This is a genomic window from Actinomadura scrupuli, from assembly GCF_050971785.1.
GTDB lineage: Bacteria > Actinomycetota > Actinomycetes > Streptosporangiales > Streptosporangiaceae > Actinomadura_E > Actinomadura_E scrupuli.
In genome coordinates this window covers 19,607-44,894 of sequence record NZ_JBPCCU010000003.1, presented here as the reverse complement: position 1 = coordinate 44,894, position 25,288 = coordinate 19,607, and the positions used below count along the sequence as shown (strand labels likewise).

Below are 25,288 nucleotides of genomic sequence, written 5' to 3'. Positions count from 1 at the left end.
CTCGCCGGCACGGGCCCGCCGGTGAGGGGCGGCAGGCCGCCGCGGGCGGCGCGATCAGCAGGGACGGCGCCGTGCAAGGATGACCAGCATGAGTGCCACCGTTCGGCTGTCCTCGGCGGCGGGCCGCTGGATCCTGCTCGCGACCGTCCTCGGGTCCGGCGTCGCGATGCTGGACGCCACCGTCGTCAACGTCGCGCTCCCCCGGATCGCCGAGGATCTCGGGGCCTCCATGTCGGGCCTGCAGTGGACGGTCAACGCCTACACCCTGACGCTGGCCGGCTTCATCCTGCTGGGCGGCTCGCTGGGCGACCGGTTCGGCCGGCGCCGGCTGTTCGTGATCGGCGTCATCTGGTTCGCCGCCGCCTCGGCGCTGTGCGGGGCCGCGCAGAACATCCCGATGCTCATCGCCGCGCGGGCCCTGCAGGGCGTGGGCGGCGCGCTGCTGACCCCCGGCTCCCTGGCCATCATCCAGGCGTCGTTCGCGCCCGACGACCGCGCCCGCGCGGTGGGGGCGTGGTCGGGCCTGGGCGGGGTCGCCGGGGCGGTGGGCCCCTTCCTCGGCGGCGGGCTCGTGGAGACGGCGGGCTGGCGCTGGGTCTTCCTGCTCAACGTCCCGCTGGCCGCGATCGTGGTGCCCGTGGCGCTGCGGCACGTCCCGGAGACCCGTGACGAGGACGCCCGCGGTCGCTTCGACGTCCTCGGGGCGGTGCTGGCGGTGGTGGCGCTGGCCGGGGTCACCTACGCGCTCACCGAGGCTCCGGGCGGGGCCTCACCCGCGATCGTCGTCGCGGCCGCCGTGGCCGGCGTCGCGGCGGGCGCGGCCTTCGTCATGGTCGAGCGGCGCCGGTCCGCGGGCCGGGGCCCGCAGCCGATGCTGCCGCTCGGCGTCTTCGCCTCCCGGCAGTTCTCCGCCGTCAACGCCGTCACCTTCGTGGTGTACGGCGGGATGGGCGTGATGTTCTTCCTGCTCGTCCTGGATCTGCAGGTGGTCGCCGGTTACTCGCCGATCGTCGCCGGGACGGCCCTGCTGCCGGTGACCGTCCTGATGCTGCTGCTGTCGGCCCGCGCGGGAGGCCTGGCCCAGCGGATCGGGCCGCGGGTGCCCATGACCGCGGGGCTGCTGCTGGCCGCGACCGGCATGCTTTTGCTCACCCGGATCGGCCCGCACGCCTCGTACGTGCTCGATGTGCTGCCCGCCGTGACGGTGTTCGCCCTCGGGCTGGCGGGGGTGGTGGCACCGCTCACCGCGACCGTGCTGGCCACCGCCGACGTCCGGCACGCGGGGGTCGCCAGCGGGGTCAACAACGCGGTCGCGCGGGCCGCGGGACTGCTGGCGGTGGCCGCCATCCCGCCGCTGGCCGGGCTCACCGGCGACGCCTACAACGACCCCGGCGCCTTCGCGTCCGGGTTCCGTACCGCCATGGTGGTGAGCGCGCTGCTGCTCCTGGCCGGGGCGGTCCTGACGTTCTTCACCGTCCGCGACGACGTGCTGCGGACCGCCGCGGGCCCGGCCGAGCCGGAGTGCAAGATCCACTGCGCCGTCGGTGCGCCGCCCCTGGAGCCGGACCGCTCACCGCAGACGACCTAGCGTCACTTTGTTCTCTGAGTAGAGAAAGTTCTGTCGATCTTATAGAAAGGTCTTCTCCAGCTGGGCAAAAGTAGGTACCCTCGCGCCAGATGACTCGGAGCCAGACGACTCGGGGAGGGAACGGCGCGATGCGGACCACGGCTCGCCCGGAGAACGCCCATCAGGCGCGGCTGCTGCACCTGCTCCGCGACGAGGGGCCCCAGTCCCGTGCGGAGCTCGGCGACGTCGTCCGGCTGTCCCGCTCCAAGCTCGCCCTCGAACTCGACCGCCTGGTGGAGCTGGGCCTGGTCGAGGGGGCGGGGCTGGCGGCCTCCCGGGGCGGCCGGCGATCGGGGATCATGCGGCTCTCGCCGCGGCTGAGGTTCGTGGCCTTCGACATCGGGGCCAGCTCGGTCGACGTGGCGGTGACCAACGGCGAGCTGGAGATCCTCGGCCATGTCTCCGAGCCCTGCGACGTCCGGCAGGGCCCCACCGCGGTGCTCGACCGCGCGCTGGACCTGCTGGGCAAGCTGCGCGACGAGGGCCTGATCCCGGAGATACACGGCACCGGCATCGGGGTGCCCGGCCCGGTGAGCTTCCGGGAGGGCACCCCCGTCGTGCCCCCGATCATGCCCGGCTGGGACCGGTTCCCGGTGCGCGACGTCATCAGCCAGGAGCTGGGCTGCCCGGTGCTGGTCGACAACGACGTGAACCTCATGGCAATGGGCGAGCTGCACGGCGGGCTGGCCAGGTCGGTCGACGACTTCCTGCTCGTCAAGATCGGCACCGGTATCGGGTGCGGGATCGTCGTCGACGGCACCATCTACCGCGGCATGTCCGGCAGCGCCGGCGACATCGGCCACATCCGGGTCACCGACGACGGGCCGATCTGCGCATGCGGCAACCTGGGCTGCCTGGAGGCCTACTTCGGCGGTGCCGCGCTGGCCCGGGACGCCCTCACCGCGGCCCGCTCGGGGCGCTCCGCCTTCCTCGCCGAACGGCTGCGGGAGGCGGGCCGCGTCACCGCCGAGGACGTCGCGGCGGCGGCCGCCGCCGGAGACCCGGTGGCCGTGCAGATGATCAGGGAGGGGGGACGGCGGGTCGGCCAGGTGCTCGCCGGTCTCGTCAGCTTCTTCAACCCGGGCCTGGTGATCATTGCGGGCGGGGTCGCCCGGCTCGGCCACACGCTCCTCGCCGAGGTGCGCAGCGTCGTCTACCGCCGGTCGCCCCCGCTGGCGACCGGCAACCTGCCCATCGTCCTGTCGGAACTCGGGGACACGGCCGGGGTCATCGGGGCGACCCGGCTCATCAGCGATCACATTTTCTCAGCCGCCTAGTCAGCAGCGGCCGATCAGGAGGTCGGATGGCCACACCCGAGTCACCGTTGCTCGCCATGAGCGGCATCGTCAAGGAGTTCCCCGGCGTCCGAGCCCTGGACGGCGTGGACCTGGAGGTGCGCGCCGGCGAGGTGCACTGCCTGCTCGGCCAGAACGGGGCGGGCAAGTCCACCCTGATCAAGGTGCTGGCCGGTGCCCACCAGCCCGACGACGGCGAGGTGCGCTGGAACGGCGAGCCGGTCCGGCTGGCCGGGCCGACCGCGTCGATGCGGCTCGGCATCGCCACCATCTACCAGGAGCTCGACCTGGTGGACGGGCTGAGCGTCGCCGAGAACATCTTCCTCGGGCACGAGAGCAGCCGGCTCGGCTTCAGCCGCCGGGGCGAGATGAACGCCGCCGCCCAGCGGCTGCTCGACCGGCTCGGGCACGGTGAGATCTCACCCCGCCTGGCGGTGGGGCGGCTGCCCGCCGCGGGCCAGCAGATCGTGAGCATGGCCCGGGCGCTGTCCCACGACACCCGGCTGATCATCATGGACGAGCCCTCGGCCGCCCTCGCCCACGACGAGGTCGCCAACCTCTTCCGCATCATCCGGGAGCTCACCGCCTCCGGGGTCGCGGTCGTCTACATCTCGCACCGGCTGGCCGAGATCCGGGAGATCGGTGACCGGGTGACCGTGCTCAAGGACGGCCGCACCGTCGCCGTCGGGCTGCCCGCCCGGACCACGCCGACCGCCGAGGTCGTCGCGCTGATGACCGGCCGCAGCAGCGAGCACTCCTTCCCGGACCGGGACGCCGAGCCCGGCGAGGAGGTCCTGCGGGTCGAGGACCTGGCCCTGCCCGGCCGGTTCAGCGGAGTCTCCTTCCACGTGCGCGCCGGGGAGATCGTCGGGCTGGCCGGCCTGGTGGGCTCGGGCCGCTCGGAGATCCTCGAGACGGTCTACGGCGCCCGCAGGCCGTCGGCGGGGCGGGTCCTGGTCGGCGGCCGGCCGCTGCGGCCGGGCTCGACGAGCGTGGCGGTCGCGGCCGGCCTCGGCCTGGCGCCGGAGGAGCGCAAAGCGCAGGGACTGCTGATGTACGAGACGGTCGGGCGGAACGTCACCGCGGCCTCGCTGCCGCGGTACTCCCGGTTCGGCTGGCTGGACCGCCGCCGTGAGGCGCGCGACGCCCGGGAGATGGTGCGGGCGGTGGACATCCGCCCGGCCGACCCGGACCGGCCGGTCCGGACCCTGTCCGGCGGCAACCAGCAGAAGACCGTCTTCGCCCGCTGGCTGCTCAAGGGCTGCCGGCTGCTGCTGCTCGACGAGCCGACCCGCGGCGTGGACGTCGGTGCGCGGGGTGAGCTGTACGCCCAGGTCCGGGGGCTGGCGGCCCAGGGGGTGGCGGTGCTGCTGGTCTCCAGCGAGGTGCCCGAGGTGCTCGGCCTCGCCGACCGGGTGCTGGTGATCCGGGAGGGCAGTGTCGTCCACGAGGCACCCGCCGCCGACCTCGACGAGCACCAGGTCCTGGACATGATCATGGAGGGAAGCGCGCTTTGAACGAACACATCCAGGACACCGAGGCGCCGCCCGCCGACGAGCACGAGCGGGTCGAGGCGCTGGCCGCCGAGGCGGCCGCCAGCGGCCCGTCGGCCGGGCCGTTCGCCGGGCTCGGCGGGCGCAGCGAGTTCCGGCATCTGGCGCTGGTCGTGGCGTTGCTGATCCTCTGCGGTCTCGGCGCCATCATGAAGCCCGACAACTTCGCGACGACCGAGAACTTCATCCAGATCCTGACGCTCGCGTCCGTCATCGGCGTCATGACGGTCGGCATGACCTTCGTCATCATCGGCGGGGGGATCGACCTGTCGGTCGGTGCGCTGGTCGCGCTCGCCTCGGTGTGGTCGACGACCGTCGCGACGCAGTCGTACGGCATCGCCGGGATGATCTTCACCTCGCTGGTGGTGGCGACGGTGTGCGGCCTGGTCAACGGGGCGCTCATCGCCTACGGCAGGCTGGTGCCCTTCATCGTGACGCTGGCGATGATGGTGGCCGGCCGCGGTCTGGCCGAGCAGCTGTCGGACCGCAAGTCGCAGATCGTCACGGTCGACTCGTTCCTCGACATCGCCCTGACCAAGGTGCTCGGCATCCCGCTGCTGGTGTACATCTTCCTGGCCGTGGTGGCCGTCGGGTGGGTCGTGCTCAACCGCACCACCTTCGGCCGGCGCACCTACGCGGTCGGCGGCAACCCGGAGGCGGCCCGGCTGGCGGGCATCAACGTCCCGCTGCACACCGCCCTGCTCTACGTGGTGTCCGGTCTCTGCTGCGGCATCGCGGCGATCATGACCACCGCCCAGACCAACACCGGGGCGAGCACGCACGCCCCCAACTACGAGCTCGACGCCATCGCCGCCGTCGTCATCGGCGGCACCCTGCTCACCGGCGGCTTCGGCTCGATCATCGGCTCCATCCTCGGGGTCCTGGTCTTCACCACCATCCAGGACCTCTTCATCCTCAACAACCTCTCCACCCCGATCCAGAACATCGCTAAGGGGGCGATCATCGTCGCGGTCCTGCTGATCCAGCGCTGGGGCAGGACCAACCGCGCCGCCACCTGACCCCTCCCTCTCCACCCCTTCGACACCGGGGGCGCCCCCGCGCCACCGGCTGTGTTCCGCACGCCCCGAACCAGAGGAGAACACCCGTGACCACCCCACAGCTCGGCCGCCGCAACCTGTTGTTCGGCGGCGCCGTGATAGGCGCCGGCGCGCTCGCGACCGCGTGCACCAGCAACTCCTCCAAGCCGGAGGCCGCCCAGGTCAAGGCGGCCGGCGGTGACAACGCGGCCCCGGGCAAGCAGGTCACCATCGGCTTCTCGGCGCCCGCCGCCGACCACGGCTGGGTGGCGGCCGTCACCCAGAACGGCAAGGCTCAGGCCGGGCAGTACAAGGACGTGACGCTCAAGGCCACCGAGGGCACCAACGACGTCACCCAGCAGATCCAGCAGGTCCAGTCGCTCATCGACCAGAAGGTCAACGTGCTGGTGATCCTGCCGTTCGACGGTAAGGCCCTCACCGAGGTCGCCAAGAAGGCGATGGCGGCCGGCATCCCGGTGGTCAACCTTGACCGGATCTTCGCGAGCGCACTGGCGTACCGCACCTGGATCGGTGGCGACAACTACGGTATGGGCGTCAGCGCGGGCAACTACATCGCCCAGCAGATGAAGGGCAAGCCCAGCCCCGTCATCGTCGAGATCGCCGGGCTCGACAACCTCGAACTGACCCAGCAGCGCAGCAAGGGTTTCAAGGAGGCCCTCGCCGCCGCCGGCCTCAAGGTCACCACACGGCAGGCCGCGGACTTCACCGCCGCGACCGGGCAGAAGGTGACCGCCCAGGTGCTGCAGGCCAACAAGAAGATCGACGCCATGTGGAACCACGACGACGACCAGGGCATCGGGGTCATGGCGGCCATCAAGCAGGCCGGCCGCGACAAGGAGTTCCTGATGGTCGGCGGGGCCGGGTCCAAGAAGGCCATGGACGACATCAAGGCCGACAACACCCCGCTCAAGGCCACCGTGCTCTACAGCCCCAGCATGGCCTCCTCGGCGATCTCGCTGGCCCGGCTCCTCGGCCAGGGCAAGGGGATGGGCGACCTGGTGGAGCGCGAGGTTCCCGCCATGGTCACCACGTTCTCCGCGGTGGTCACCAAGGAGAACGTCGACCAGTACATGTCCGTCGGCTTCTCCTGATCGGGGCACCAATCGATGAACCACACCGGCAAGCCGTCCCTCGGGATCGGCATGGTGGGCTACTCCTTCATGGGGCGGGTCCACTCCCAGGCCTGGCGTAACGTCAGCGCCTTCTTCGACACCCCCTACGTCCCGGCCATGGCGGTGCTGGCCGGGCGGTCCGGGGACAAGGTGAGCGCCGCGGCGGCGCGGATGGGATGGGCCGCCGCGGAGACCGACTGGAAGGAACTGCTGCACCGCGACGACGTGCAGGTGATCGACGTCTGCACGCCCGGCGACTCGCACGGAGAGATCGCGATCGCCGCCCTCGACGCCGGCAAACACGTCCTCTGCGAGAAGCCGCTGGCCAACACCGTGTCCGAGGCCGAGGAGATGGTGCGTGCCGCCGAGCGCGCCGAGGCCCGCGGGATCCGGTCCATGGTGGGGTTCAACTACCGGAGGGTGCCGGCCGTCGCCCTGGCCCGGCGGCTCGTCGCCGAGGGCAGGATCGGCACGGTCCGCCACATCCGGGCGCAGTACCTGCAGGACTGGATCACCGATCCCGAGTTCCCGCTGGTGTGGCGCCTGGACAAGGACAAGGCCGGATCCGGTGCGCTCGGCGACATCGGCGCGCACATCATCGACACGGCGGAGTTCATCACCGGTGACCGCCTCGCCGGGGTCTCCGCGATCACCGAGACGTTCGTGAAGGAGCGGCCCGTCGCCGCCGAGTCCGCAGGGCTCGGCGCGTCGGGCGGCTCCGCCCGCGGCCCGGTCACCGTGGACGACGCCGCACTGTTCATCGGGCGCACGGCCGGCGGCGCGCTGGCGTCGTTCGAGGCGACACGGTTCGCGACGGGGCGCAAGAACTCGCTCCGTATCGAGGTCAACGGCTCCGCGGGGAGTCTCGCCTTCGACTTCGAGTCCATGAACGAGCTGTGGTTCCACGACGAGACGCTGGACGACACCGCCGGGTTCCGGCGCATCCTGGTGACCGAGCCCACCCACCCCTATGCCGGGGCGTGGTGGCCCGCGGGCCATCTCCTCGGCTACGAGCACACCTTCACCCACGAGGTCGCCGACTTCCTCTCGGCGATCGCCTCGGGGACCGGCCCGTCACCGTCCTTCGCCGACGGCCTGCACGTCCAGCGGGTGCTGGCGGCCGTCGAGGCCAGCGCCGCGAACGGCAGCGGCTGGACCCCCGTCTGATCCCTCAGGAGACACGATGCCCCGACCGATCACACTGTTCACCGGCCAGTGGGCGGACCTCCCGTTCGAGGAGGTCTGCCGGCTCGCCTCCGACTGGGGCTACGACGGCCTTGAAATCGCCTGCTGGGGCGACCACTTCGAGGTCGACAAGGCCCTCTCGGACGACACCTACATCCCGCGGAAACTGGAGACCCTGGACAAGTACGGTCTCAAGGTCTGGACGATCTCCAACCACCTCGTCGGCCAGGCGGTCTGCGACCACCCGATCGACGAACGTCACGAGGCGATCCTGCCCGCGTCCATCTGGGGCGACGGCTCACCCGAGGGCGTACGGCAGCGCGCCGCCGAGGCGATGAAGGACACCGCGCGGGCCGCCGCCAAGCTCGGCGTGCGGACCGTGGTGGGCTTCACCGGCTCGTCGATCTGGCACACCGTCGCGATGTTCCCGCCCGTGCCGCCGTCCATGATCGAGCGCGGATACCAGGACTTCGCCGACCGGTGGAACCCGATCCTGGACGTCTTCGACGAGGTCGGCGTCAGGTTCGCGCACGAGGTGCACCCGAGCGAGATCGCCTACGACTACTGGACCACGGTGCGGACGCTGGAGGCGATCGGGCACCGGCCGGCCTTCGGCCTCAACTGGGACCCCTCGCACTTCGTCTGGCAGGACCTGGACCCGGTGAACTTCCTGTACGACTTCCGGGACCGGATCTACCACGTCGACTGCAAGGACACCAAGGTCCGGGTGGGCGACGGCCGCCGTGGCCGGCTCGGCTCCCATCTGGCCTGGGCGGACATGCGGCGCGGCTGGGACTTCATCTCGACCGGTCACGGCGACGTGCCCTGGGAGGACAGCTTCCGCGCCCTCAACGCGATCGGCTACGACGGCCCGATCTCCATCGAATGGGAGGACGCCGGGATGGACCGCCTGCTCGGCGCCCCCGAGGCGCTGACCTTCGTCCGGCGGCTGGCGGCCATCGAACCCCCCGCCACCGCCTTCGACGCCGCCTTCAGCTCGGCCGACTGAGCGCCTCCCCGCTCCCCGGTCCCCGGTCCCCGCCGGGCCGACAGGCTCAGGTGCCTGGCTCAGGTGCCGCCCGGCTCAGGGGTCTGCGGGCTCAGGGGTCGCCCGGTTCAAGTGCCGGTGGCTCAGGTGCCGGTGGCGCGGGCGGGGGCCGGCTCGGCCATGAACCAGTCGATGGTGCGGCGCAGTCCCTCCTCGGCCGGCACCAGGGGGTGCCAGCCGAGGAGCTCGCGGGCGAGGCCGGTGTCCGGGCACCGCACCGTGGGATCGTCGGTCGGCCGGTCGACGAAGGTGACCGGCGACCGGGAGCCGGTGAGGTCCCGGATGGTCTCGGCGAGGTCGAGGATGGTGCCCTCGACCGGGTTGCCGAGGTTGACCGGGCCGGGGTGGCCGCTGCGGGCCAGCGCCAGGATCCCGGTGACGGTGTCGTCGACGTAACAGATCGACCGGGTCTGGCTGCCGTCGCCGGCGACCGTCAGCGGCTGCCCGGCCAGCGCCTGGCGGATGAAGGTGGGGATCGCGCGGCCGTCGTAGGGCCGCATCCGGGGCCCGTAGGTGTTGAAGATGCGGGCGATGGCGGTGTCGACGTCCCGGCTGTTGCGGTAGGCGGTCGTCAGCGCCTCGGCGTACCGTTTGGCCTCGTCGTAGACGCTGCGCGGGCCGACCGGGTTGACGTTGCCCCAGTAGTCCTCGCGCTGCGGATGCCGGAGCGGGTCGCCGTAGACCTCGCTGGTGGAGGCCAGCACGAAGCGGGCGTTCTTCTCTCGTGCCAGGCCGAGCGCGTGCAGGGTGCCGAGCCCGCCGACCTTGAGCGTCTCCACCGGGAGCCTCAGGTAGTCCACCGGGGAGGCCGCCGACGCGAAGTGCAGCACGAGGTCCACCTCGCCGGGCACGTGCACGAACCCGGTGAGGTCGCACTCCACCACCCGGAAACCGGGGCGTCCGATCAGGTGGGCGACGTTCTGCGGGGACCCGGTGAGGAAGTTGTCCATGCAGATGACGGAGACGCCCTCGTGGAGAAGCCGCTCGCACAGATGGGAGCCGAGGAACCCGGCGCCGCCGGTGACGACGGCGCGGCGGACATCGCGGGGCGTCATGCCGCCTCACCGCCGTCCGAGCGGGAGGTACGGGCCCGTTCCACCAGCCGGCTGGTGGAGCGCCCCTCGAGGTAGGGCAGCAGTACGATCTCGCCGCCGTGCCGGCGGACGGCCTGCGACTCGACGAGGTCGGTGCGGGCGTAGTCGCCGCCCTTCACCCACAGGTTGGGGCGGACGCGTTCCAGCACCTCCACCGGCGTCCGCTCCTCAAAGATCAGCACCGCGTCCACGCAGTCCAGCGCCGCGAGCACCCTGGCCCGGTCCTGCTCGCCGACCACCGGCCGCCCGGGGCCCTTGAGCTCCCGGACGGAGCTGTCGGAGTTCAGGCACACCACCAGGCAGTCGCCCAGGGCCCTGGCCTGCCGCAGCAGGCTGATGTGCCCGGCGTGCAGCAGGTCGAAGCAGCCGCCGGTCGCCACCACCGTGCCGCCGAGCTCCCGGGTGCGCCGGATGACCTCCCAGGCGTGCCGCCCGGCCTCGGGACCGCCGGCGTCGTCGTGCACGCCGCCCGAGACGACGAAGGCGGACGCGCGGTGCACCGCCTCGGTGACCGCCTCGGTGAGCGTCCGCCCGTCCCGGAGCGCGAGCGCCGCCGCCGCGGCGAAGCAGTCGCCGGCACCGCAGGCGTCCGGCCGCCCGGCGACGCCGGGCGCCGGCACGGCGAACGGGACGCCGCGGCCGGTCCGCAGCAGCGCCCCCTGCGCGCCGAGCGTCACCGCGACCCCGCCCACCTGCCAGTGCGGCACCAGCGCGGCGGCGTCCGCCGCGGCCTGGCCGACGGGGTCGTCCACGCCTGGAGGGGCCGGCGCGAACGCCCGGGCCTCCGCGCGGTTGGGCGTCACCAGCCGGGCGCCACGCAGCGGCGGCGCGCCCCGCGGATGCGGATCCCACACCACCGGGACGCCGCCGGGCAGCTCCGCCAGCAGCCGCCGGATCCCCGCGTGCGCGGCGACCCCGCGCCCGTAGTCGGCGACCAGCACGGCTCCGGCCGCGCGGATCGCGGCCGCCACGTGGTCGCCGACGGGTTCGTCCGCCGCCCGGCCGTCCCCCTGGTCGACCCTCACCAGGGACTGCCCGGCGGCGCGCACGCGCGTCTTGCGCACCGTCTCCCCCCGCAGCGGCAGCCGGGCCAGCCGGACGCGCCCGGCCAGCAGCCCGGCGAGCCGGTCGCCGTGGTGGTCGTCGGCGAGCGCGGTCACCAGGGTGACGTCCGCCCGGCCGAGCTCGGCGGCGAGGGTGGCGGCCAGTCCCGCGCCCCCGGCCCGGCAGCGTTCCCGCACGGCGGCCACCACCGGCACGGGCGCGTCCGGGCAGACCCGGTCGGCCGTGCCGTCGAGATCGATGTCCAGCAGGGCGTCGCCGACGACGACCAGCGGCCCGGGCCTCACGTGCCCGCCTTCCGCAGGCCCCGTTCCCGTACGACCTCGTCCACGACCGTGCAGAGCATGTGGACCACCGCCAGGTGCACCTCCTGGACCGTGGCGGTGAACGGGGCGTCCACGGTGACGGCCTCGGCGCAGACGCCGGCCAGCGGGTTGGGCCCCGGGCCGGTCAGCGCCCAGGTCTCCATCCCGAGCTCCGCGCCGACCTTGGCCGCGGCGATCACGTTGCGGCTGCTGCCGCTGGTGGACAGGCAGACGAGCACGTCACCGGGGCGGCCGTGCGCGCGCACCTGGCGGGCGAACAGTTCGTCGGCCCCGTAGTCGTTGAGGATCGCGGTCAGCGCCGAGGTGTCGGCGTGCAGCGGGAAGGCGGAGAAGGGCCGGCGCTCGTCCTGGAAGCGGCCGACCAGCTCCGCCGTGAGGTGCTGCGCCTGGGCGGCGCTGCCGCCGTTGCCGCAGGCCAGGAGCCGGCCGCCCGCGTCGAGCAGCGCGGCCAGCCGCCGCCCCCAGTCCTCCACCGCGGCGGACTGCCGCTTGAAGTGCCGCAGCGCCAGCTCCAGCCGGCTGAGATGCGCGTCGATCATGATCTTGCTCCTTGGGCCGCCGACCGGAGCCGGGTGGTCTTCCGGCGCTCGTACGCGGTCTCGGTCAGAGCCGCGATCCGCTCCCACGAGTAGCGGGCGTGCGCGCGTGCGGCCCCGGCGCGGGCCAGTGCGGTCCGCCACCGCGGGTCGCCCAGCAGGTCGCGCAGCCGGGCGGCCAGCACCAGGGGATCGCGCGGCGGGACCTGCAGACCGGTGAACCCGTCGCTGATCGTGTCGAGGTGGCCGCCGACGGCCGAGCCGATCACCGGTACCCCGCAGGCCATCGCCTCGACGGGCACCATGCCGAAGGGCTCGTACCACGGCACGCTGACGACGACGTCGGCCGAGCGCATCAGCGCCGGCGCGTCCTCGTGCGGCACCTGTCCCAGGAACACGACCCGGTCCTCGACACCGTGCTCCCGTGCCAGCGCGCGTAACCGGCGCGCCTCGGGGTCCCCGTCGAGCTCGGGCCGCGGCGGGCCGCCGCCGACGAGGAGCTCGGCGCCGGGCACGTGGGCCATCGCCTCGATGACGGTGTCGACGCCCTTGCGGGGCACCAGCCGGCCCAGCGACAGCACGCGGGGCCGGCCGCCCCGCGGCGCCACCGGCCCGGACGGCCGGAACCTCCGCAGGTCCACGCCGCAGGGAATGACGGTCACAGAGTCCGCGGGGACTCCAAGCGCGCATAGTTCTTGGACCTCGTCGGAGCAGGTGGCGATGATCAATTCCGCCTCCCGGGCGATCCGGGCCTCCAGCCACCGGCGTTCCGGCGGGCTGGTGTCGGAGGCGCTCTGGTACCGGCGCTTGACGACGCCCAGCGCGTGGAAGGTCTGGGCCACCGGCAGGCCGAACTCCCGAGCGGCGGCCAGCGCGGCGAGCCCGCTCATCCAGAAGTGCGCGTGCACGACGTCGGGGCACCGGGTGTGCCAGCGCCGGGCCAGATACCGCGCGAACTCCGGCATGTGCGGCAGGAGCTCGTCCTTGGGCACGGGCACGGGCGGACCGGCGGGCACATGCTCGACCGTCACTCCGGACGCGATCCGGACCTTCTCCGGCAGGTTCTCGTCCGATCGGCGGGTGAAGACGGTGACCCGGTGGCCGCGGTGGCCGAGCGCCACCGCGAGCGCGGCGACGTGCACGTTCTGCCCACCGCCATCGGCACCCCCGAGCGCCGCGAGCGGACTCCCATGTTCGGAAACCATGTCGATGATCAATGGATCCCCCCGTGCGTGAACAGCCGAATCAGCCCGAAACGGACCTCATGTCGTTCACGAGAAGTGACACCCCGCGGCATCTCCCGCATATAAGCGGCAGATATGCCGTTTCTCATCAAGCACGTGATAAACCCTTTTCCGCACTGCACGGCATCAAACGCCCAGATCTTCCCGGCAATGCAAAAAGAATCAATGGCCGAGCGCCTCCACCAGTGACCGCAGCAGAGGATTGGTGCGCGCACCGGCCCGCATACGGGCCGCGGCGGCGCCCTCGGCCGACAGACACCATTCCCACCAGAGGTCGAGGGTCTGCTCCCGGGCCGACTCCTCGGCCGTGACCACGGCCGGCCACTGCCAGGCGAGCGCCTGCGCCGTCACCTTGCCGCCCCCCGCCACCGGGTCCACCGCCAGGGCGGGAACGCCGTGCCGCAACGCCAGTACCAGCCCGTGCAGCCGGGTGGTCACCACCAGGTCCTGCCGGGCGATCACCGCGGCGAACTCGGCGGCACTCGCGCACATCGTCCAGTCGCCGCTGTCCAGGCGGGTGTCCAGGCGGAGCCGGGCGCACGCGCGCCGCCCGAGCCACCCGGTCAGCCGCGCCGACACCTCGTCGTGCCGACGGCGCGCCCCGTACTCGCCCTGCCCGGCGGACAGGATCACGCCCACCACGGGCACCGACGGCGTCCGCGGGACGGCCGCCAGGTCGCGCTGGGGCGGTCCGGCGTCCCCATCCCGGGCCAGCACCAGGTCGAAGCCGGTGACCGAGGGGTCGGCCGGGTCGATGACCGAGACCCCGACCGCGACGCGGCGGCAGCCTGCGTAACGGACGTGCAGGTCACGGACCTGCGCTCCGTGCAGCGGGCCGCAGACGAACACCAGGTGGGTGTAGTGCTCCGGCGCGGCGTCCTCCAGCGACAGGCCGCCCGGGCGGAACACCGGGCTCCAGGCCACGTCGTAGCGGATCCCGCCGGTGTCGAGGGCGCCGCACACGGCCTCCAGCGCGAGGGCGTCCCCCGCCGTGATCTCGCCGTGCAGAAAGCTGAACCATCCTGCCAGGAGCACCCGCATACGCGGCGCTTACCCACGTAATAGCTAAATGCACCATTGTTTGCCCCCCTTTTTCGCAGGGCACGGAGAGCAACGGGGGCTGCGCCGGGCACCTCCTTTTTCGAGACGGGGGGTCTCTATGCGTGTGCTCGGAATAAACGCGGTCTTCCACGATCCGGCCGCCGCGCTCCTGGTGGACGGCCGGGTGGTGGCGGCCGCGGAGGAAGAACGGTTCAGCCGCCGCAAACACGGGAAACGGCCGGTGCCCTTCGCCGCCTGGGAACAGCCCCTGGCGGCCGCCCGGTGGTGTCTCGGCGAGGCCGGCCTGCGGCCCGGGGACATCGACCTCGTCGGGTTCTCCTACGACCCGTCGCTGGTGCTGCCGGCCGACGAGCTGGGCCTGGACGACCCCTGGGATCACCTGCGGACGCTGTTCGCGCGGCACGCTCCGGGCTTCCTGGCCGACGGGCTGCCGGGGCTCGATCCCGAGCGCGTCCGGTTCGTCCCGCACCATGTGGCGCACGCCGCCTCCGCCGGGCTCGCGGTGCCCCGCCCCGGCTGCGCCGTGCTGGTCTGCGACGGGCGCGGGGAACGCCACTCGCACCTGTCCGGCGCCTACCGGGACGGCGTCCTGGAGATCCTCTCGAGCCAGCCGCTCCCCCACTCGCTCGGCCTGATGTACGAGGAGCTGACGGCGCATCTGGGGTTCCTGCGCTCCTGCGACGAGTACAAGGTCATGGCCCTCGCGTCGTACGGCAAGCCGCGCTTCCTGGACCGGCTCCGGGAGGCCGTCCACGCCACGGCCGGCGGCGGGTTCGTCACCGAGCCCGTCGACTGGGCGGAGCTGGCGCCGCCGCGCGCGCCCGAGGAGGACTGGACCGACGCGCACGCCGACCTGGCCGCCAGCGTGCAGCGCCGGCTGGAGGAGGTCCTGCTGGACCTGGCCCGCTGGCTGCACGAGCGCACCGGCGAGCGGCTGCTGGCGATGGCGGGCGGGACGGCGCTCAACTGCGTGGCCAACACCGTGCTCTCCCGGGAGGGGCCGTTCGAGGAGGTGTGGGTGCAGCCGGCCGCGGGCGACGCCGGCACCGCCCTGGGCGCGGCGCTGCAGCTGGCCGCCGGGGCGGGCGAGAGCGCGTGGGCCATGCGCGGCGCCGACCTCGGCCGCGGGTTCGGCGACGCGGAGATCGAGGCCGCGCTGCGCCGGGCCCGGGTCCGCTATGACCGGCCCGCCGACGTGGCCGAGGCCGCCGCCGAGACGCTGGCCGGCGACGGGATCGTCGCCTGGTTCCAGGGCCGCAGCGAGTTCGGCCCGCGGGCCCTCGGCCACCGCTCGCTGCTCGCGCACCCGGGGCGGCGGGCGAACCTCGAACGGCTCAACGACGTCAAGGGCCGTGAGCAGTTCCGGCCGGTGGCGCCGATGGTCCGGCTGGACCGCGCCGCGGAGATCTTCAAGCGCGGCCCGATCCCCAGCCCGTACATGCTGTTCGTCCACGACGTGGTGCCGCAGTGGCAGGACCGCATCCCGGCCGTGGTGCACGTGGACGGCACCGCCCGGGTGCAGACGGTGGATCCGGAGGCCGAGCCGCTCACGGCCCGGCTGCTGGCCGCCTTCGAGCACCGGACCGGCCTGCCGGTCCTGGTGAACACCAGCCTCAACACCGCCGGGCGGCCGATGGTCGACGACGTCCGGGACGCGCTGGAGTGCTTCGGCTCGACCCCGGTCGATCTGCTGGCCATCGGCCCCTTCGCCGTGCGGCGATGACCGGCTACTCGGTCGTCGTGCCGACGCTGGGGCGGCCGTGCCTGACCGCCTGCCTGGAGTCGCTCCGCGACGCGCGGGGCCCCGCGCCGCGGCGGATCGTGCTGGTCGACGACCGGCCCGACACCGGTCACGCGCCGCTCCGCCCGCCCGCGGGCCTGGCACCGGACGGTGCGGTCGAGGTGGTGGTCTCCGGCGGGGCGGGGCCCGCCGCCGCGCGCAACCTCGGCTGGCGGCGCACCGGCACGCCCTGGGTGGTGTTCCTCGACGACGACGTACGCGTCCGCGCGGACTGGCGGACGATGCTCGTGGCGGACCTCGCCGACCGGTCACCGCGGGTCGCCGGGGTGCAGGGCCGCATCACCGTGCCGCTGCCCGCGGGGCGGCGGCCGACCGACTGGGAACGCGGCACCGCCGGGCTGGCGCGGGCCCGCTGGATCACCGCGGACATGGCCTACCGGCGCGACGTCCTGGTGGAGACCGGCGGCTTCGACGAGCGCTTCCCGCGCGCCTTCCGGGAGGACGCCGACCTGGCGCTGCGCGTCCTGGCGTGCGGCTGGACGCTGGAGACCGGCAGGCGCGGCACCACCCACCCGGTGCGCGACGCCGGACCGTGGATCAGCGTCCGCGCGCAGGCCGGCAACGCCGACGACGCCCTCATGCGGGCCGTGCACGGACCCGGCTGGCACGAGCGCGCCGGGGAGACGCCCGGCCGGCGGCACCGGCATGTCGCGATCACCGCGGCGGGGCTGGCCGCGGCCGGCCTGGCACTGGCGGGCCGGGGGCGGCCGGCCGGCGCGGCCGCCGCCTGCGCGCTCGCCGCGACCGCGGAGTTCGCCTGGGCGCGCATCGCGCCGGGGCCGCGCACGCCCCGCGAGGTCGCGGTGATGACGGCCACCAGCCTGGTGATCCCGCCGGCCGCCACCTGGCACTGGCTGCGCGGGACCTGGGCCGCGCGCGGCGCCCGCCCGTGGCCCGCCCCGGCGCGGGCGATCCTGTTCGACCGGGACGGCACCCTCGTCCGGGACGTCCCCTACAACGGCGACCCGGCGCTGGTGGAGCCGATGCCGGGTGCCCGCGCGGCGCTGGACCTGGCCCGGAGCCGGGGCCTGCGGGTGGGGGTGGTCACCAACCAGTCGGGCATCGCCCGCGGCCTGGTGAGCCACGACGACGTGGCGAAGGTCGACGCGCGGGTGGCCGAGCTGCTCGGGCCCTTCGACACCTGGCAGCTGTGCCCGCACGGCGAGCACGACGGCTGCCGGTGCCGCAAGCCCGCCCCGGGCATGGTGCGCCGGGCCGCCGCCGAGCTGGGGCTGGCACCGCACGAGTGCGTCGTCGTCGGTGACATCGGCACCGACGTGGCGGCGGCCCGCGCGGCCGGTGCCCGCAGCGTCCTGGTGCCGACCCCGCACACGCGGGGCCCGGAGCTCGCCGGCGCGCGGATCGCCGCGGACCTGACCGAGGCGGTCCTGTTCGCGCTGGCCGGCGGGCCGGGGTGGGCGGTGGCCCGGTGACCCGCCGTGCGCTGGTCGTCCGGCTCGACAACGCCGGGGACGTCCTGCTCACCGGTCCCGCGGTCCGGGCCGTCGCCGCGCGGTGCGGGCACGTCACCGTCCTGGCCGGGCCGCACGGCGAGGCCGCGGCCCGGCTGCTGCCCGGAGTGGACGAGACCCTGGTCTGGCGGGCGCCCTGGGTGGAGCTGGCACCGCCGCCGGTGCGCCCCGACGACCTCGCGGCGCTGGTGGACCGGCTGGCCGGTGGACGCTTCGACCTGGCGCTGGTCCTGACGTCCTTCCACCAGTCGCCGCTGCCGACCGCGCTGGTGCTGCGCCTGGCCGGTGTGCCGTGGATCGGCGCGATCAGCACCGACTATCCCGGCGCCCTGCTGGACCTGCGGCACCGGCTGGACGACGACGTGCCGGAGGCCGAGCGCGGGCTGTCGCTGGCGGCCGCGGCGGGCTTCACACCGGAGGCCGGTGACGACGGGCTGCTCGCGGTGCGCCGCCCGCTGCCGGACACCCGCCGGCTGACCGGGGACGCCCCCTACGTCGTCGTGCACCCGGGGGCCTCCGCCCCCGCCCGGCAGTGGCCCGAGCGGCGCTGCGCCGAGGCGGTGCGGGAGCTGGAGGCGCGCGGCTGGCGGACCGTGGTGACGGGCGGCCCGTCCGAGCGGGAGCTGACCGCCCGGGTGGCGGGCCGCCGGGCGGCGGACCTCGGCGGCCGGACGAGCCTGGCCGAGCTGGCCGGGGTCCTGGCGGGCGCGGCCGCCGTCGTGGTCGGCAACACCGGCCCGGCCCATCTGGCCGCCGCCGTGCGGACACCGGTGGTGTCGCTGTTCGCGCCCGTGGTGCCGGCCGCGCGCTGGGCGCCCTACGGCGTGCCGCACGTGCTGCTCGGCGACCAGGGCGCCGCCTGCCGCGGCAGCCGCGCGCACACCTGCCCCGTCGCGGGGCATCCCTGCCTGTCGTCGGTCACCGGCACGGAGGTGGCCGACGCCGTGGAGAAGCTCGTCGTGGAGGCGGCCTCATGAGGGTGCTGATCTGGCACGTGCACGGCTCCTGGACCACGGCGTTCGTGCAGGGCCCGCACACCTACCTGCTGCCGGTGACCCCGGATCGCGGACCCGACGGGCTCGGCCGCGCCCGCACCTGGGACTGGCCCGCGTCCGCCCGCGAGGTCCCCCCGGAGCGGCTGCGCGCCGAGGACGTCGACGTGGTGATCCTGCAACGCCCGCACGAGGAGGACCTGGTCCGGCGATGGCTGGGCCGCCGCCCCGGCGCCGACCTGCCCGCCGTCTACCTGGAGCACGACGCGCCGGCCGGCGACGTGCCCCTGACCAGGCACCCGGTGGCCGACCGGCCGGAGCTGACCCTGGTGCACGTCACGCACTTCAACGACCTGTGCTGGGACGCCGGCCGGACCCCGACCCGGGTCGTGGAGCACGGCATCGTCGACCCCGGACCGCGCTGGACCGGCGAGCTGGCGCGCGCGGCGGTCGTGGTCAACGACCCGCTGCGGCGCGGCCGGTACGTCGGCACCGACCTGCTGCCCTTCTTCGCGGCCGTCACGCCGCTGGACGTCTTCGGCATGCGGGTCCGCGACGTGCCGGGGCGGCTCGGCATGCCCACCGCACGCGCCTTCGAGGACCTGCCGCAGGCGCGGATGCACACCGAGCTCGCCCGCCGCCGCGTGTACCTGCACCCGGTCCGGTGGACGTCGCTGGGCCTGTCGCTGCTGGAGGCCATGCATCTGGGCATGCCCGTGGTCGCCCTCGCGACGACCGAGATCGTCGAGGCCGTGCCACCCGGCGCGGGCGTGATCTCGACCCGGACGGACGAGCTGATCAAGGCGGTCCGGCGGCTGGTGAACGATCCGGCGGAGGCCGCCGAGCTCGGCAAGGCGGCCCGCGAGGCCGTCGTGGACCGGTACGGGCTGACCCGGTTCCTGGCCCGCTGGGAGGAGGTCCTCGGCGAGGCGACCCGATGACCCGCCCGGCCGTGCTCATGCTGCGGGCGCTCGGTCTCGGCGACTTCCTGACCGGGGTCCCCGCGTACCGGGCGCTGCGCACCGCCTTCCCGGCGCACGAGACCGTGCTGGCGGCGCCCGCGGCGCTGGAACCGCTGGTGCGGCTGTGCGGCGCGGTGGACCGGCTGCTGCCGGCCGCCGAGCTGGCGCCGGTGCCCTGGCGCGGCGAGCCGCCCGAGGTCGCGGTGGACCTGCACGGCAACGGCCCGGCCAGCCATCGGCTCGTGCGGGCGACCGGCGCCGCTCACCTGCTGATGTACGCCTCGGCGGCCGACCCCGGCGTCACCGGGCCGTGGTGGGACGACGGCGAGCACGAGGTCGGCCGCTGGTGCCGGCTGCTGGAGTGGTGGGGCCTCCCGGCGGACCGGACGGCGCTGCGGCTCGACCCGCCCGCCCTCCCCCCGCCGGTCGCGGGTGCCGTGGTGGTGCACCCGGGCGCGGCGAGCCGGGGCCGCCGCTGGCCACCGGACCGCTTCGCCGCCGTCGCCCGCGCGCTCGCCGGCGGCGGCCACCGGGTCGTGGTCACCGGGACCGCGGCCGAGCGGGCGCTCGCCCGCGAGGTCGCCTCCCGGGCCGGGCTGCCGCCGGGCTCGGTGCTGGCGGGGACGACCGGGCTCGCCGGCCTGGCCGCACTCGTCTCCCGGGCCGCTCTGGTGGTCAGTAACGACACGGGGACGGCGCATCTCGCCTTCGCCTACGGCCGCCCGTCGGTCACGTTGTACGGCCCGGTCTCCCCCGCCCTGTGGGGACCTCCGCCGGAGCCCGGCCGGCACGCCGCGCTCTGGCACGGCACGGGTGACCGGCCCGGTGACCCGCACGCCGCCGCCACCGACCCCCGCCTGCTGCGCATCACGGCGGACGAGGTGCTGGCCGCCGCCGCACGGGTGGCCCGGCCCGCGGCTCAGCCCACGTAGCGCCGGGCGGGTGAGGTGCGCTGCGGCTCCTCCAGCAGGCGCAGGCCGCGCTCGATGTGGCCGGGGACCACCCGGCGCTCCCGTACGACCCAGTGCAGCCCCGCCAGCGCGGCCGCCACCGCCGAGACGCTCGCCCGGTCCCGGGGAACCGTGCGCAGGACCGTCACCGTGCGGCGCGCGGCGTCGCGCAGCGGGCGGCGCAGCCAGGCGGTCCACAACGTGTTGCGGATCCCCAGCTTGCGCCGCTGCCTCGGGTCGCGGGCGGTGGAGGCGGCGTGGTGCACGACGACGTCCTCGGCCCAGCACATCCACCACCCCAGCGCGGCCAGATCGAGGCTGAGCAGCTCCTCCTCGCCGCCCAGCCACAGCCTCGGCGAGAAGCCGCCCGCCGCGCGGAACGCCTCCACCCGCAGCATCGAGGCGCCCGCGAGGATGCTCAGCAGCGCCGGCCCGGGCAGCCAGTCCGGTGCGGGCACCGGCGAGTGCCGCAGCTCCGGGGTGATCGGGTCCTCCTCCAGACCGGGCTCGACCAGGATCAGACCGGTCACCGAGGCCAGCCCCGGATGCTCGTCGAGCAGGTCGGCGGCGCGCGTCAGGGCGCCGGGCTCCCACCAGGTGTCGTCGTCGCAGAAGGCGACGTACGGGGTGGTGACCCGCTCCACCGCGAGGTTACGGGCGACCGCGCCGAGATTGCGGGCACTGCGGATCAGCCGTACCTCCGGATGGGCGGCGGCGACCGCGTCCGCGCTGCCGTCCGCCGAGCCGTTGTCGACCACGATGACGGGCGGCCGCTCCGGGAGCCGCGTCATGTGCGCCAGCGTGCGGAGCAGCTCGTCGCGCCGGTCCCGGGTCATGATGACGACCGTCACCCGCGCGCCGGCCCCGGCTCCGTGGGCCCCACGGGCCCGGCCGCCGGTCATGCGGTGACCTCGATGAGCCGGGCCGCCCGTTCGACGGCCGCGGGCAGCCGCCGCCGGCGCAGCAGCGCGGACGGCATCCGGCGCAGCGCCCCGGCCAGCGCCGCCCGGGCGTCGGGGTCGCGCGCCGCCCGGGCCGCCAGCCGCCCGGTCTCGCGCAGCGCCGTCCGCGCCGGCCTGCGCAGCCATGCCGTCAGCAGGGTGTTGCGCAGCTCCGCCCGGTGGCGCCGGCCGGACGGCGGCCGGCTGGCCGAGGGCTCGTGCACGGCGACGACCCCGGGCAGGTAGCAGCGGCTCCATCCCGCCGCCGCGAGATCGTAGGCCAGCAGGCGTTCCTCGCCCACGAAGAACAGCACCGGGCTGAACCCGCCGGCCTCGAGGAACGCCCGGCGCCGCACCACGGACGCGCAGGCGAGGAAGCCCAGCACCGGCGGCCCCGGCAGCCCCGGCTCGCCGGGCAGCGGGGTCCCGGCCATCGCGGCGTTGATCGGGTCGGGCCGGCGGGCCGGGCCCACGAGCGTGTGCGCCGCGATGAGCCCGAGGCCGGGATGGGCGTCGAACGCCTCCGCCGCCCGGCCCAGGGCACCCGGCTCCCACCAGGAGTCGTCGTCGCTGAAGGCGACGTACGGCGTCCGCGCCGCGCGTACCCCGAGGTTGCGCGCCGGGGCGCCGAGGTTGCGGGCCGCCCGGACCACCGCCACCCCGGGAAAGCGGGCCCGCACCGCGTCGGCCGTGCCGTCGGAGGAGGCGTTGTCCACCACGATCACCGGTGGCCGTTCGGGGAGGTCGCGCAGACGGCCCAGGGTGCGCAGCAGCTCGTCGCGGCGGTCCCTGGTGGCGATCACCACGGTGACCTGCGGGCCGTGCCGCCCCGCCCCGGGCCGGACCTCGCCACCGGTCATGAGCACCCCCTCGTTCCGCGTGTCCCCCGCTGTGATCGGCCCGTTGCACCCATTGCACCCGGGGCGGACGGGCCGGTCCGGCGACCGCGGCGATCCGGTCACCCGGCACCAGGGAGATCAATACCGCCCGATGAGCCCCATTCGCCTCACGTGTGTGCGATGCCCCGCCGGTATCGCGGTAAACGGCGGCCCGGGCCGCCGGGGCCGGGCTGAGGACCTTCGCCCCTGACCGCCGGGGCCGCTCCGGGAGATGCTCGGTAGGTGGGCGCCCCACCGGCGCGGGCACAGACCCGCGGCGGCCCGGAGGCGCCCCGATCGCCCTGATGGTCCTATGGCACAGCCGGAACGGAGCGCACCATGGCGCAGACAGCAGGGGCCACCTCGCCCACGGCCGGCGACGCGGCCGCGCCCGACCGGGTCGTCGTCGGTTTCGACGGTTCACCGGGCTCGCACCTGGCGCTGCGCTGGGCCGCCCGGGAGGCCGAGCGCCGCGGTGCCCCGCTCCAGGTGGTCTCCTCCTGGGAGAAGGCCGGCGACCCGGATCCGAGCTCGCCCGACGAGCCCGCGGAGGTCGCCGCGGAGCGTGTCCAGCAGGCGCTCAGGGCGCTCCTGCTGGAGGGGGTGCGGCTGGAGCGCATCTCGTACTCCACGCCGCAGGGACCGGCCGGCCCGGTCCTGCTGGAGGCGGCGACCGGCGCCGACCTCCTGGTGCTCGGCACCACCGGGCTGGAGGCCAAGCAGTCGCCCGGCCCGGTCAGCGCCTTCTGCCTGCGGCACGCCCGGATCCCGGTCGCCTTCGTGCCCAGTTCCTGGCCCGGGCCCGCGGATACCGCTCACGGCCCCGCCTGAGCCGTCCGCGTCCGCCATCCGCCGGTCACGACGCCTGCCGACCGGATAAGGTCGCGGGGGCGTGATCGGGGGTACGGTTCCGCCACGCGGCGCCTGGACGTCCCGGCCGCCGCAGGTGCCGTGCGGGGGGACACGCGGGGGCGTTCATGGAGGCGTTACGGCCCGGGGATCCGGACCGGATCGACGGCTACCGGCTGCTGGCCCGGCTGGGCTCGGGCGCGATGGGGCAGGTCTTCCTGGCACGTTCGGCCACCGGCGCGCCCGTCGCGATCAAGATCGTGCACGCGGACCTGACCCGCGCTGACTCGTTCCGGGAGAGGTTCCGGCGTGCGGTGACCGCGGCACGGGCCGTCAGCGGCGCCTTCACCGTCCCGGTGGTCGACGCCGGTCCCGACGCGCCCCGCCCCTGGCTGTGCACCGCCTACCTGCCGGGCCCCACGCTGCAGGAGGCCGTCACCGCCCATGGGCCGTGGCCCGCTCCGGCGGTGTACGCGCTCGGTGCCGGGCTCGCCGCGGCGCTGATCTCCATTCACCGCGCCGGGCTGGTGCACCGGGACCTGAAGCCGTCGAACGTCCTGCTGGGGCCGGACGGGCCACGGGTGATCGACTTCGGGATCGCGCACGTCGTGCTCACCCGGCCCGGCCGGTTCCTCGGCTCCCCCGGCTACGTCGCGCCCGAACAGGCCACCGGCGGTGTCGCCGGCGTCCCCGGGGACGTGTTCTCCTTCGGCGCGGTCCTGGCGTTCGCCGGCACCGGCAGCGGTCCCTTCGGCGAGGCGCCGCCGCACGCCCTGGTCCACCGCGTCGTCCACGAGCCGCCCCGGCTCGACGCCGTCCGCGACCCCGCCCTGCGCAACCTCATCGCGGTCTGCCTGGACAAGCAGCCCGGCCGCCGGCCGCTGCCGGCCTGGTTACTGGACGGCCTGGCCGCGCTCGTCCCGCCGGACACCGTGCTGAACGGCACGTCATGGCTGCCGCCCGCGGTCGGCGCGGAGGTCGCGCGGGGCGCGGCGACGGCCCGCGCCCTGTGCCGCCCGGTCGTACCGGGCCCGAGCCGGCGCGGTCTCGTCGCGCTCGGCGCGCTGGGAACGGGGGTCCTCGCGGCGGGCGGCGGCACCGCCGTGGCGCTGCTGCGCTCGGCGCCGGACCCCCGGCGGGCGGGCCCGGCCGGGCGGCCGTCCGCTCCCGGCGCTGCCCCGGCGGCGAGCACCGCCAGGCTCGCCTGGAAGCGCTACACCGGCAGCACCCGCGCGGCCGCCCCCGTCGTCGCCGGTGGGGTGGTGTACGTCGGCGCCGGCAACGGCCGGCTGCTCGCGCTCGACGCCGGCGACGGGCGGATCAGGTGGCGGATGCGCGCCGGTGCCCGGATCGTGGGCGCGCCGGTGCCCTCCGGCGGCATCGTGTACGCGACCGGCCTGGACCACTCGGTGTACGCGGTCGACGCCCGGTCCGGCGCGGTGAGATGGCGGTTCCGGCCCGGACCGGTGCTGGGCGGAGCCACCGTGCTCGACGGGATCCTGTGCGTCGGCACCGACGGGCACGGCTTCTACGGGCTGAGCGCCGCGACCGGCACGGTCCGGTGGCGGCACCGCGCCGGCGACCGGCCCGCCGGGCTTCCCGCCGCGATCGGCCGGATGTTCTGCCTTCCCACCGACCAGGGTGTGACGGCGGTGGACGCCCGCACGGGGCGCGTCCGCTGGAGGTCCCCGGCCGGCCACGGCGGCGGCGACCTCGTCGCGGCGGCGGGGACGGTGTACTGCCGAGCCCGGCACGGACGGCACCCGCTCTACGCCCTGGACGCCGCGACGGGCGCACGCCGCTGGACGTACCCGGGCGGTGCCTCCACCGACCGGCCGCTGGCGGCGGGCGGCAGCGTGTTCGCCGGGGACTCCGGTGGCGGCCTGTACGCCCTGGACGCCGTCTCGGGAGCGCCGCGCTGGCGCTCACAGCCCCCGGGCGGCGTCTCCGGGACGCCCGTCCTCGCGGGCCGGGACATCGTGGTGACCTCGGGCCCCTCCGGTGACGGCCGGGTGCACGCGGTCGACGCCGGCACCGGCCGCGCGGCGTGGTCGTACCTGATCCGCGGCGGCCTGGAGCCGGGCCCGGCGGCGCACGGCGGCGACGTCTATGTCAGCGGGAGGGACGGCTACGTCTACGCCCTCACCGGCGGCGGCGCGACCACGTCGCCCTGAGCGGCCGAGACGGCGCGCTGCGGCCCGCGCGCGTCGGTCAGCACGATCGGTCAGCACGATCGGTCAG

General features: G+C 75.0%; 21 protein-coding genes. 14 read left to right on the top strand and 7 right to left on the bottom strand.

What is annotated here, in order from left to right; all coding sequences use genetic code 11:
* The first annotated feature begins 88 nt into the window (after positions 1–88).
* From ACRYCC_RS14545 to ACRYCC_RS14515, 7 genes are all read left to right on the top strand, one after another.
* Entirely contained in the window at positions 89–1,588 is a 1,500-nt protein-coding gene (locus ACRYCC_RS14545) for an MFS transporter (protein WP_433812271.1), read from the top strand.
* Between the two features lie 128 nt (positions 1,589–1,716).
* Positions 1,717–2,904: an ROK family protein gene (locus tag ACRYCC_RS14540; RefSeq protein WP_433812269.1), complete on the top strand. Its 1,188-nt coding sequence runs from the start codon at positions 1,717–1,719 to the stop codon at positions 2,902–2,904.
* A 26-nt stretch (positions 2,905–2,930) separates the two neighbouring features.
* Positions 2,931–4,439 (top strand): sugar ABC transporter ATP-binding protein, encoded by a 1,509-nt coding sequence (locus tag ACRYCC_RS14535; protein WP_433812267.1) that lies wholly within the window; start codon positions 2,931–2,933, stop codon positions 4,437–4,439.
* Positions 4,436–5,494: an ABC transporter permease gene (locus tag ACRYCC_RS14530; RefSeq protein ID WP_433812266.1), complete on the top strand. Its 1,059-nt coding sequence runs from the start codon at positions 4,436–4,438 to the stop codon at positions 5,492–5,494. Before ACRYCC_RS14535 ends, ACRYCC_RS14530 begins: the two co-directional genes overlap by 4 nt.
* Before the next feature lie 86 nt (positions 5,495–5,580).
* Positions 5,581–6,624 carry a substrate-binding domain-containing protein gene (locus ACRYCC_RS14525; protein WP_433812264.1) on the top strand — a complete coding sequence of 348 codons (1,044 nt, stop codon included), beginning with the start codon at positions 5,581–5,583 and terminating at the stop codon, positions 6,622–6,624.
* A 15-nt stretch (positions 6,625–6,639) separates the two neighbouring features.
* The gene (locus ACRYCC_RS14520; RefSeq protein ID WP_433812262.1) at positions 6,640–7,812 is read left to right on the top strand and encodes a Gfo/Idh/MocA family protein; all 1,173 of its coding nucleotides are present in this window, start codon (positions 6,640–6,642) and stop codon (positions 7,810–7,812) included.
* Between the two features lie 16 nt (positions 7,813–7,828).
* On the top strand, positions 7,829–8,839 hold the full coding sequence (locus ACRYCC_RS14515) for a sugar phosphate isomerase/epimerase family protein (protein ID WP_433812260.1): 1,011 nt from the start codon (positions 7,829–7,831) through the stop codon (positions 8,837–8,839).
* 122 nt (positions 8,840–8,961) lie between these two features.
* Here ACRYCC_RS14515 and ACRYCC_RS14510 read toward each other — a convergent pair whose 3' ends face one another.
* The 5 genes from ACRYCC_RS14510 to ACRYCC_RS14490 form a co-directional block, all read right to left on the bottom strand.
* Positions 8,962–9,933 (bottom strand): UDP-glucuronic acid decarboxylase family protein, encoded by a 972-nt coding sequence (locus tag ACRYCC_RS14510; RefSeq protein ID WP_433812258.1) that lies wholly within the window; start codon positions 9,931–9,933, stop codon positions 8,962–8,964.
* Positions 9,930–11,321 carry a D-glycero-beta-D-manno-heptose 1-phosphate adenylyltransferase gene (rfaE2, locus tag ACRYCC_RS14505; protein ID WP_433812257.1) on the bottom strand — a complete coding sequence of 464 codons (1,392 nt, stop codon included), beginning with the start codon at positions 11,319–11,321 and terminating at the stop codon, positions 9,930–9,932. Before rfaE2 ends, ACRYCC_RS14510 begins: the two co-directional genes overlap by 4 nt.
* A complete protein-coding gene (locus ACRYCC_RS14500; RefSeq protein ID WP_433813882.1) occupies positions 11,318–11,896 on the bottom strand; it encodes a D-sedoheptulose-7-phosphate isomerase in 579 nt (192 codons plus the stop codon). Before ACRYCC_RS14500 ends, rfaE2 begins: the two co-directional genes overlap by 4 nt.
* Positions 11,896–13,113 carry a glycosyltransferase gene (locus ACRYCC_RS14495; RefSeq protein WP_433812255.1) on the bottom strand — a complete coding sequence of 406 codons (1,218 nt, stop codon included), beginning with the start codon at positions 13,111–13,113 and terminating at the stop codon, positions 11,896–11,898. The genes ACRYCC_RS14500 and ACRYCC_RS14495 overlap by 1 nt, the downstream gene beginning before the upstream one ends.
* A gap of 189 nt (positions 13,114–13,302) precedes the next feature.
* Complete coding sequence (locus tag ACRYCC_RS14490) at positions 13,303–14,181, bottom strand: polysaccharide pyruvyl transferase family protein (RefSeq protein ID WP_433812253.1); 879 nt, start codon at positions 14,179–14,181, stop codon at positions 13,303–13,305.
* 118 nt (positions 14,182–14,299) lie between these two features.
* Between ACRYCC_RS14490 and ACRYCC_RS14485 the strand changes: the two genes are divergently transcribed.
* From ACRYCC_RS14485 to ACRYCC_RS14465, 5 genes are read left to right on the top strand one after another with little or no spacing between them, the layout of a single operon-like run.
* Positions 14,300–15,925: a carbamoyltransferase family protein gene (locus ACRYCC_RS14485; protein ID WP_433812251.1), complete on the top strand. Its 1,626-nt coding sequence runs from the start codon at positions 14,300–14,302 to the stop codon at positions 15,923–15,925.
* A complete protein-coding gene (locus tag ACRYCC_RS14480; RefSeq protein WP_433812249.1) occupies positions 15,922–17,436 on the top strand; it encodes an HAD-IIIA family hydrolase in 1,515 nt (504 codons plus the stop codon). The genes ACRYCC_RS14485 and ACRYCC_RS14480 overlap by 4 nt, the downstream gene beginning before the upstream one ends.
* The gene (locus ACRYCC_RS14475) at positions 17,433–18,452 is read left to right on the top strand and encodes a glycosyltransferase family 9 protein (RefSeq protein ID WP_433812248.1); all 1,020 of its coding nucleotides are present in this window, start codon (positions 17,433–17,435) and stop codon (positions 18,450–18,452) included. Before ACRYCC_RS14480 ends, ACRYCC_RS14475 begins: the two co-directional genes overlap by 4 nt.
* Positions 18,449–19,408, top strand: a complete 960-nt coding sequence (locus ACRYCC_RS14470; RefSeq protein ID WP_433812246.1) for a glycosyltransferase — start codon at positions 18,449–18,451, stop codon at positions 19,406–19,408. The genes ACRYCC_RS14475 and ACRYCC_RS14470 overlap by 4 nt, the downstream gene beginning before the upstream one ends.
* Positions 19,405–20,361: a glycosyltransferase family 9 protein gene (locus ACRYCC_RS14465; protein WP_433812244.1), complete on the top strand. Its 957-nt coding sequence runs from the start codon at positions 19,405–19,407 to the stop codon at positions 20,359–20,361. Before ACRYCC_RS14470 ends, ACRYCC_RS14465 begins: the two co-directional genes overlap by 4 nt.
* On the opposite strand, the gene ACRYCC_RS14460 is transcribed toward ACRYCC_RS14465, so the two are convergent.
* Together ACRYCC_RS14460 and ACRYCC_RS14455 are read right to left on the bottom strand one after the other, a co-directional pair.
* The gene (locus ACRYCC_RS14460) at positions 20,349–21,281 is read right to left on the bottom strand and encodes a glycosyltransferase family 2 protein (protein ID WP_433812242.1); all 933 of its coding nucleotides are present in this window, start codon (positions 21,279–21,281) and stop codon (positions 20,349–20,351) included. The two genes, ACRYCC_RS14465 and ACRYCC_RS14460, sit on opposite strands and share 13 nt — an antisense overlap.
* Positions 21,278–22,180 (bottom strand): glycosyltransferase family 2 protein, encoded by a 903-nt coding sequence (locus ACRYCC_RS14455; protein ID WP_433812240.1) that lies wholly within the window; start codon positions 22,178–22,180, stop codon positions 21,278–21,280. Before ACRYCC_RS14455 ends, ACRYCC_RS14460 begins: the two co-directional genes overlap by 4 nt.
* A 357-nt stretch (positions 22,181–22,537) precedes the next feature.
* On the opposite strand from ACRYCC_RS14455, the gene ACRYCC_RS14450 reads away from it, so the two are divergent.
* Both ACRYCC_RS14450 and ACRYCC_RS14445 read left to right on the top strand, forming a co-directional pair.
* Positions 22,538–23,029 (top strand): universal stress protein, encoded by a 492-nt coding sequence (locus ACRYCC_RS14450; RefSeq protein ID WP_433812239.1) that lies wholly within the window; start codon positions 22,538–22,540, stop codon positions 23,027–23,029.
* Positions 23,030–23,175: 146 nt separating this feature from the next.
* Entirely contained in the window at positions 23,176–25,221 is a 2,046-nt protein-coding gene (locus ACRYCC_RS14445; RefSeq protein ID WP_433812237.1) for an outer membrane protein assembly factor BamB family protein, read from the top strand.
* Positions 25,222–25,288: the final 67 nt, after the last annotated feature.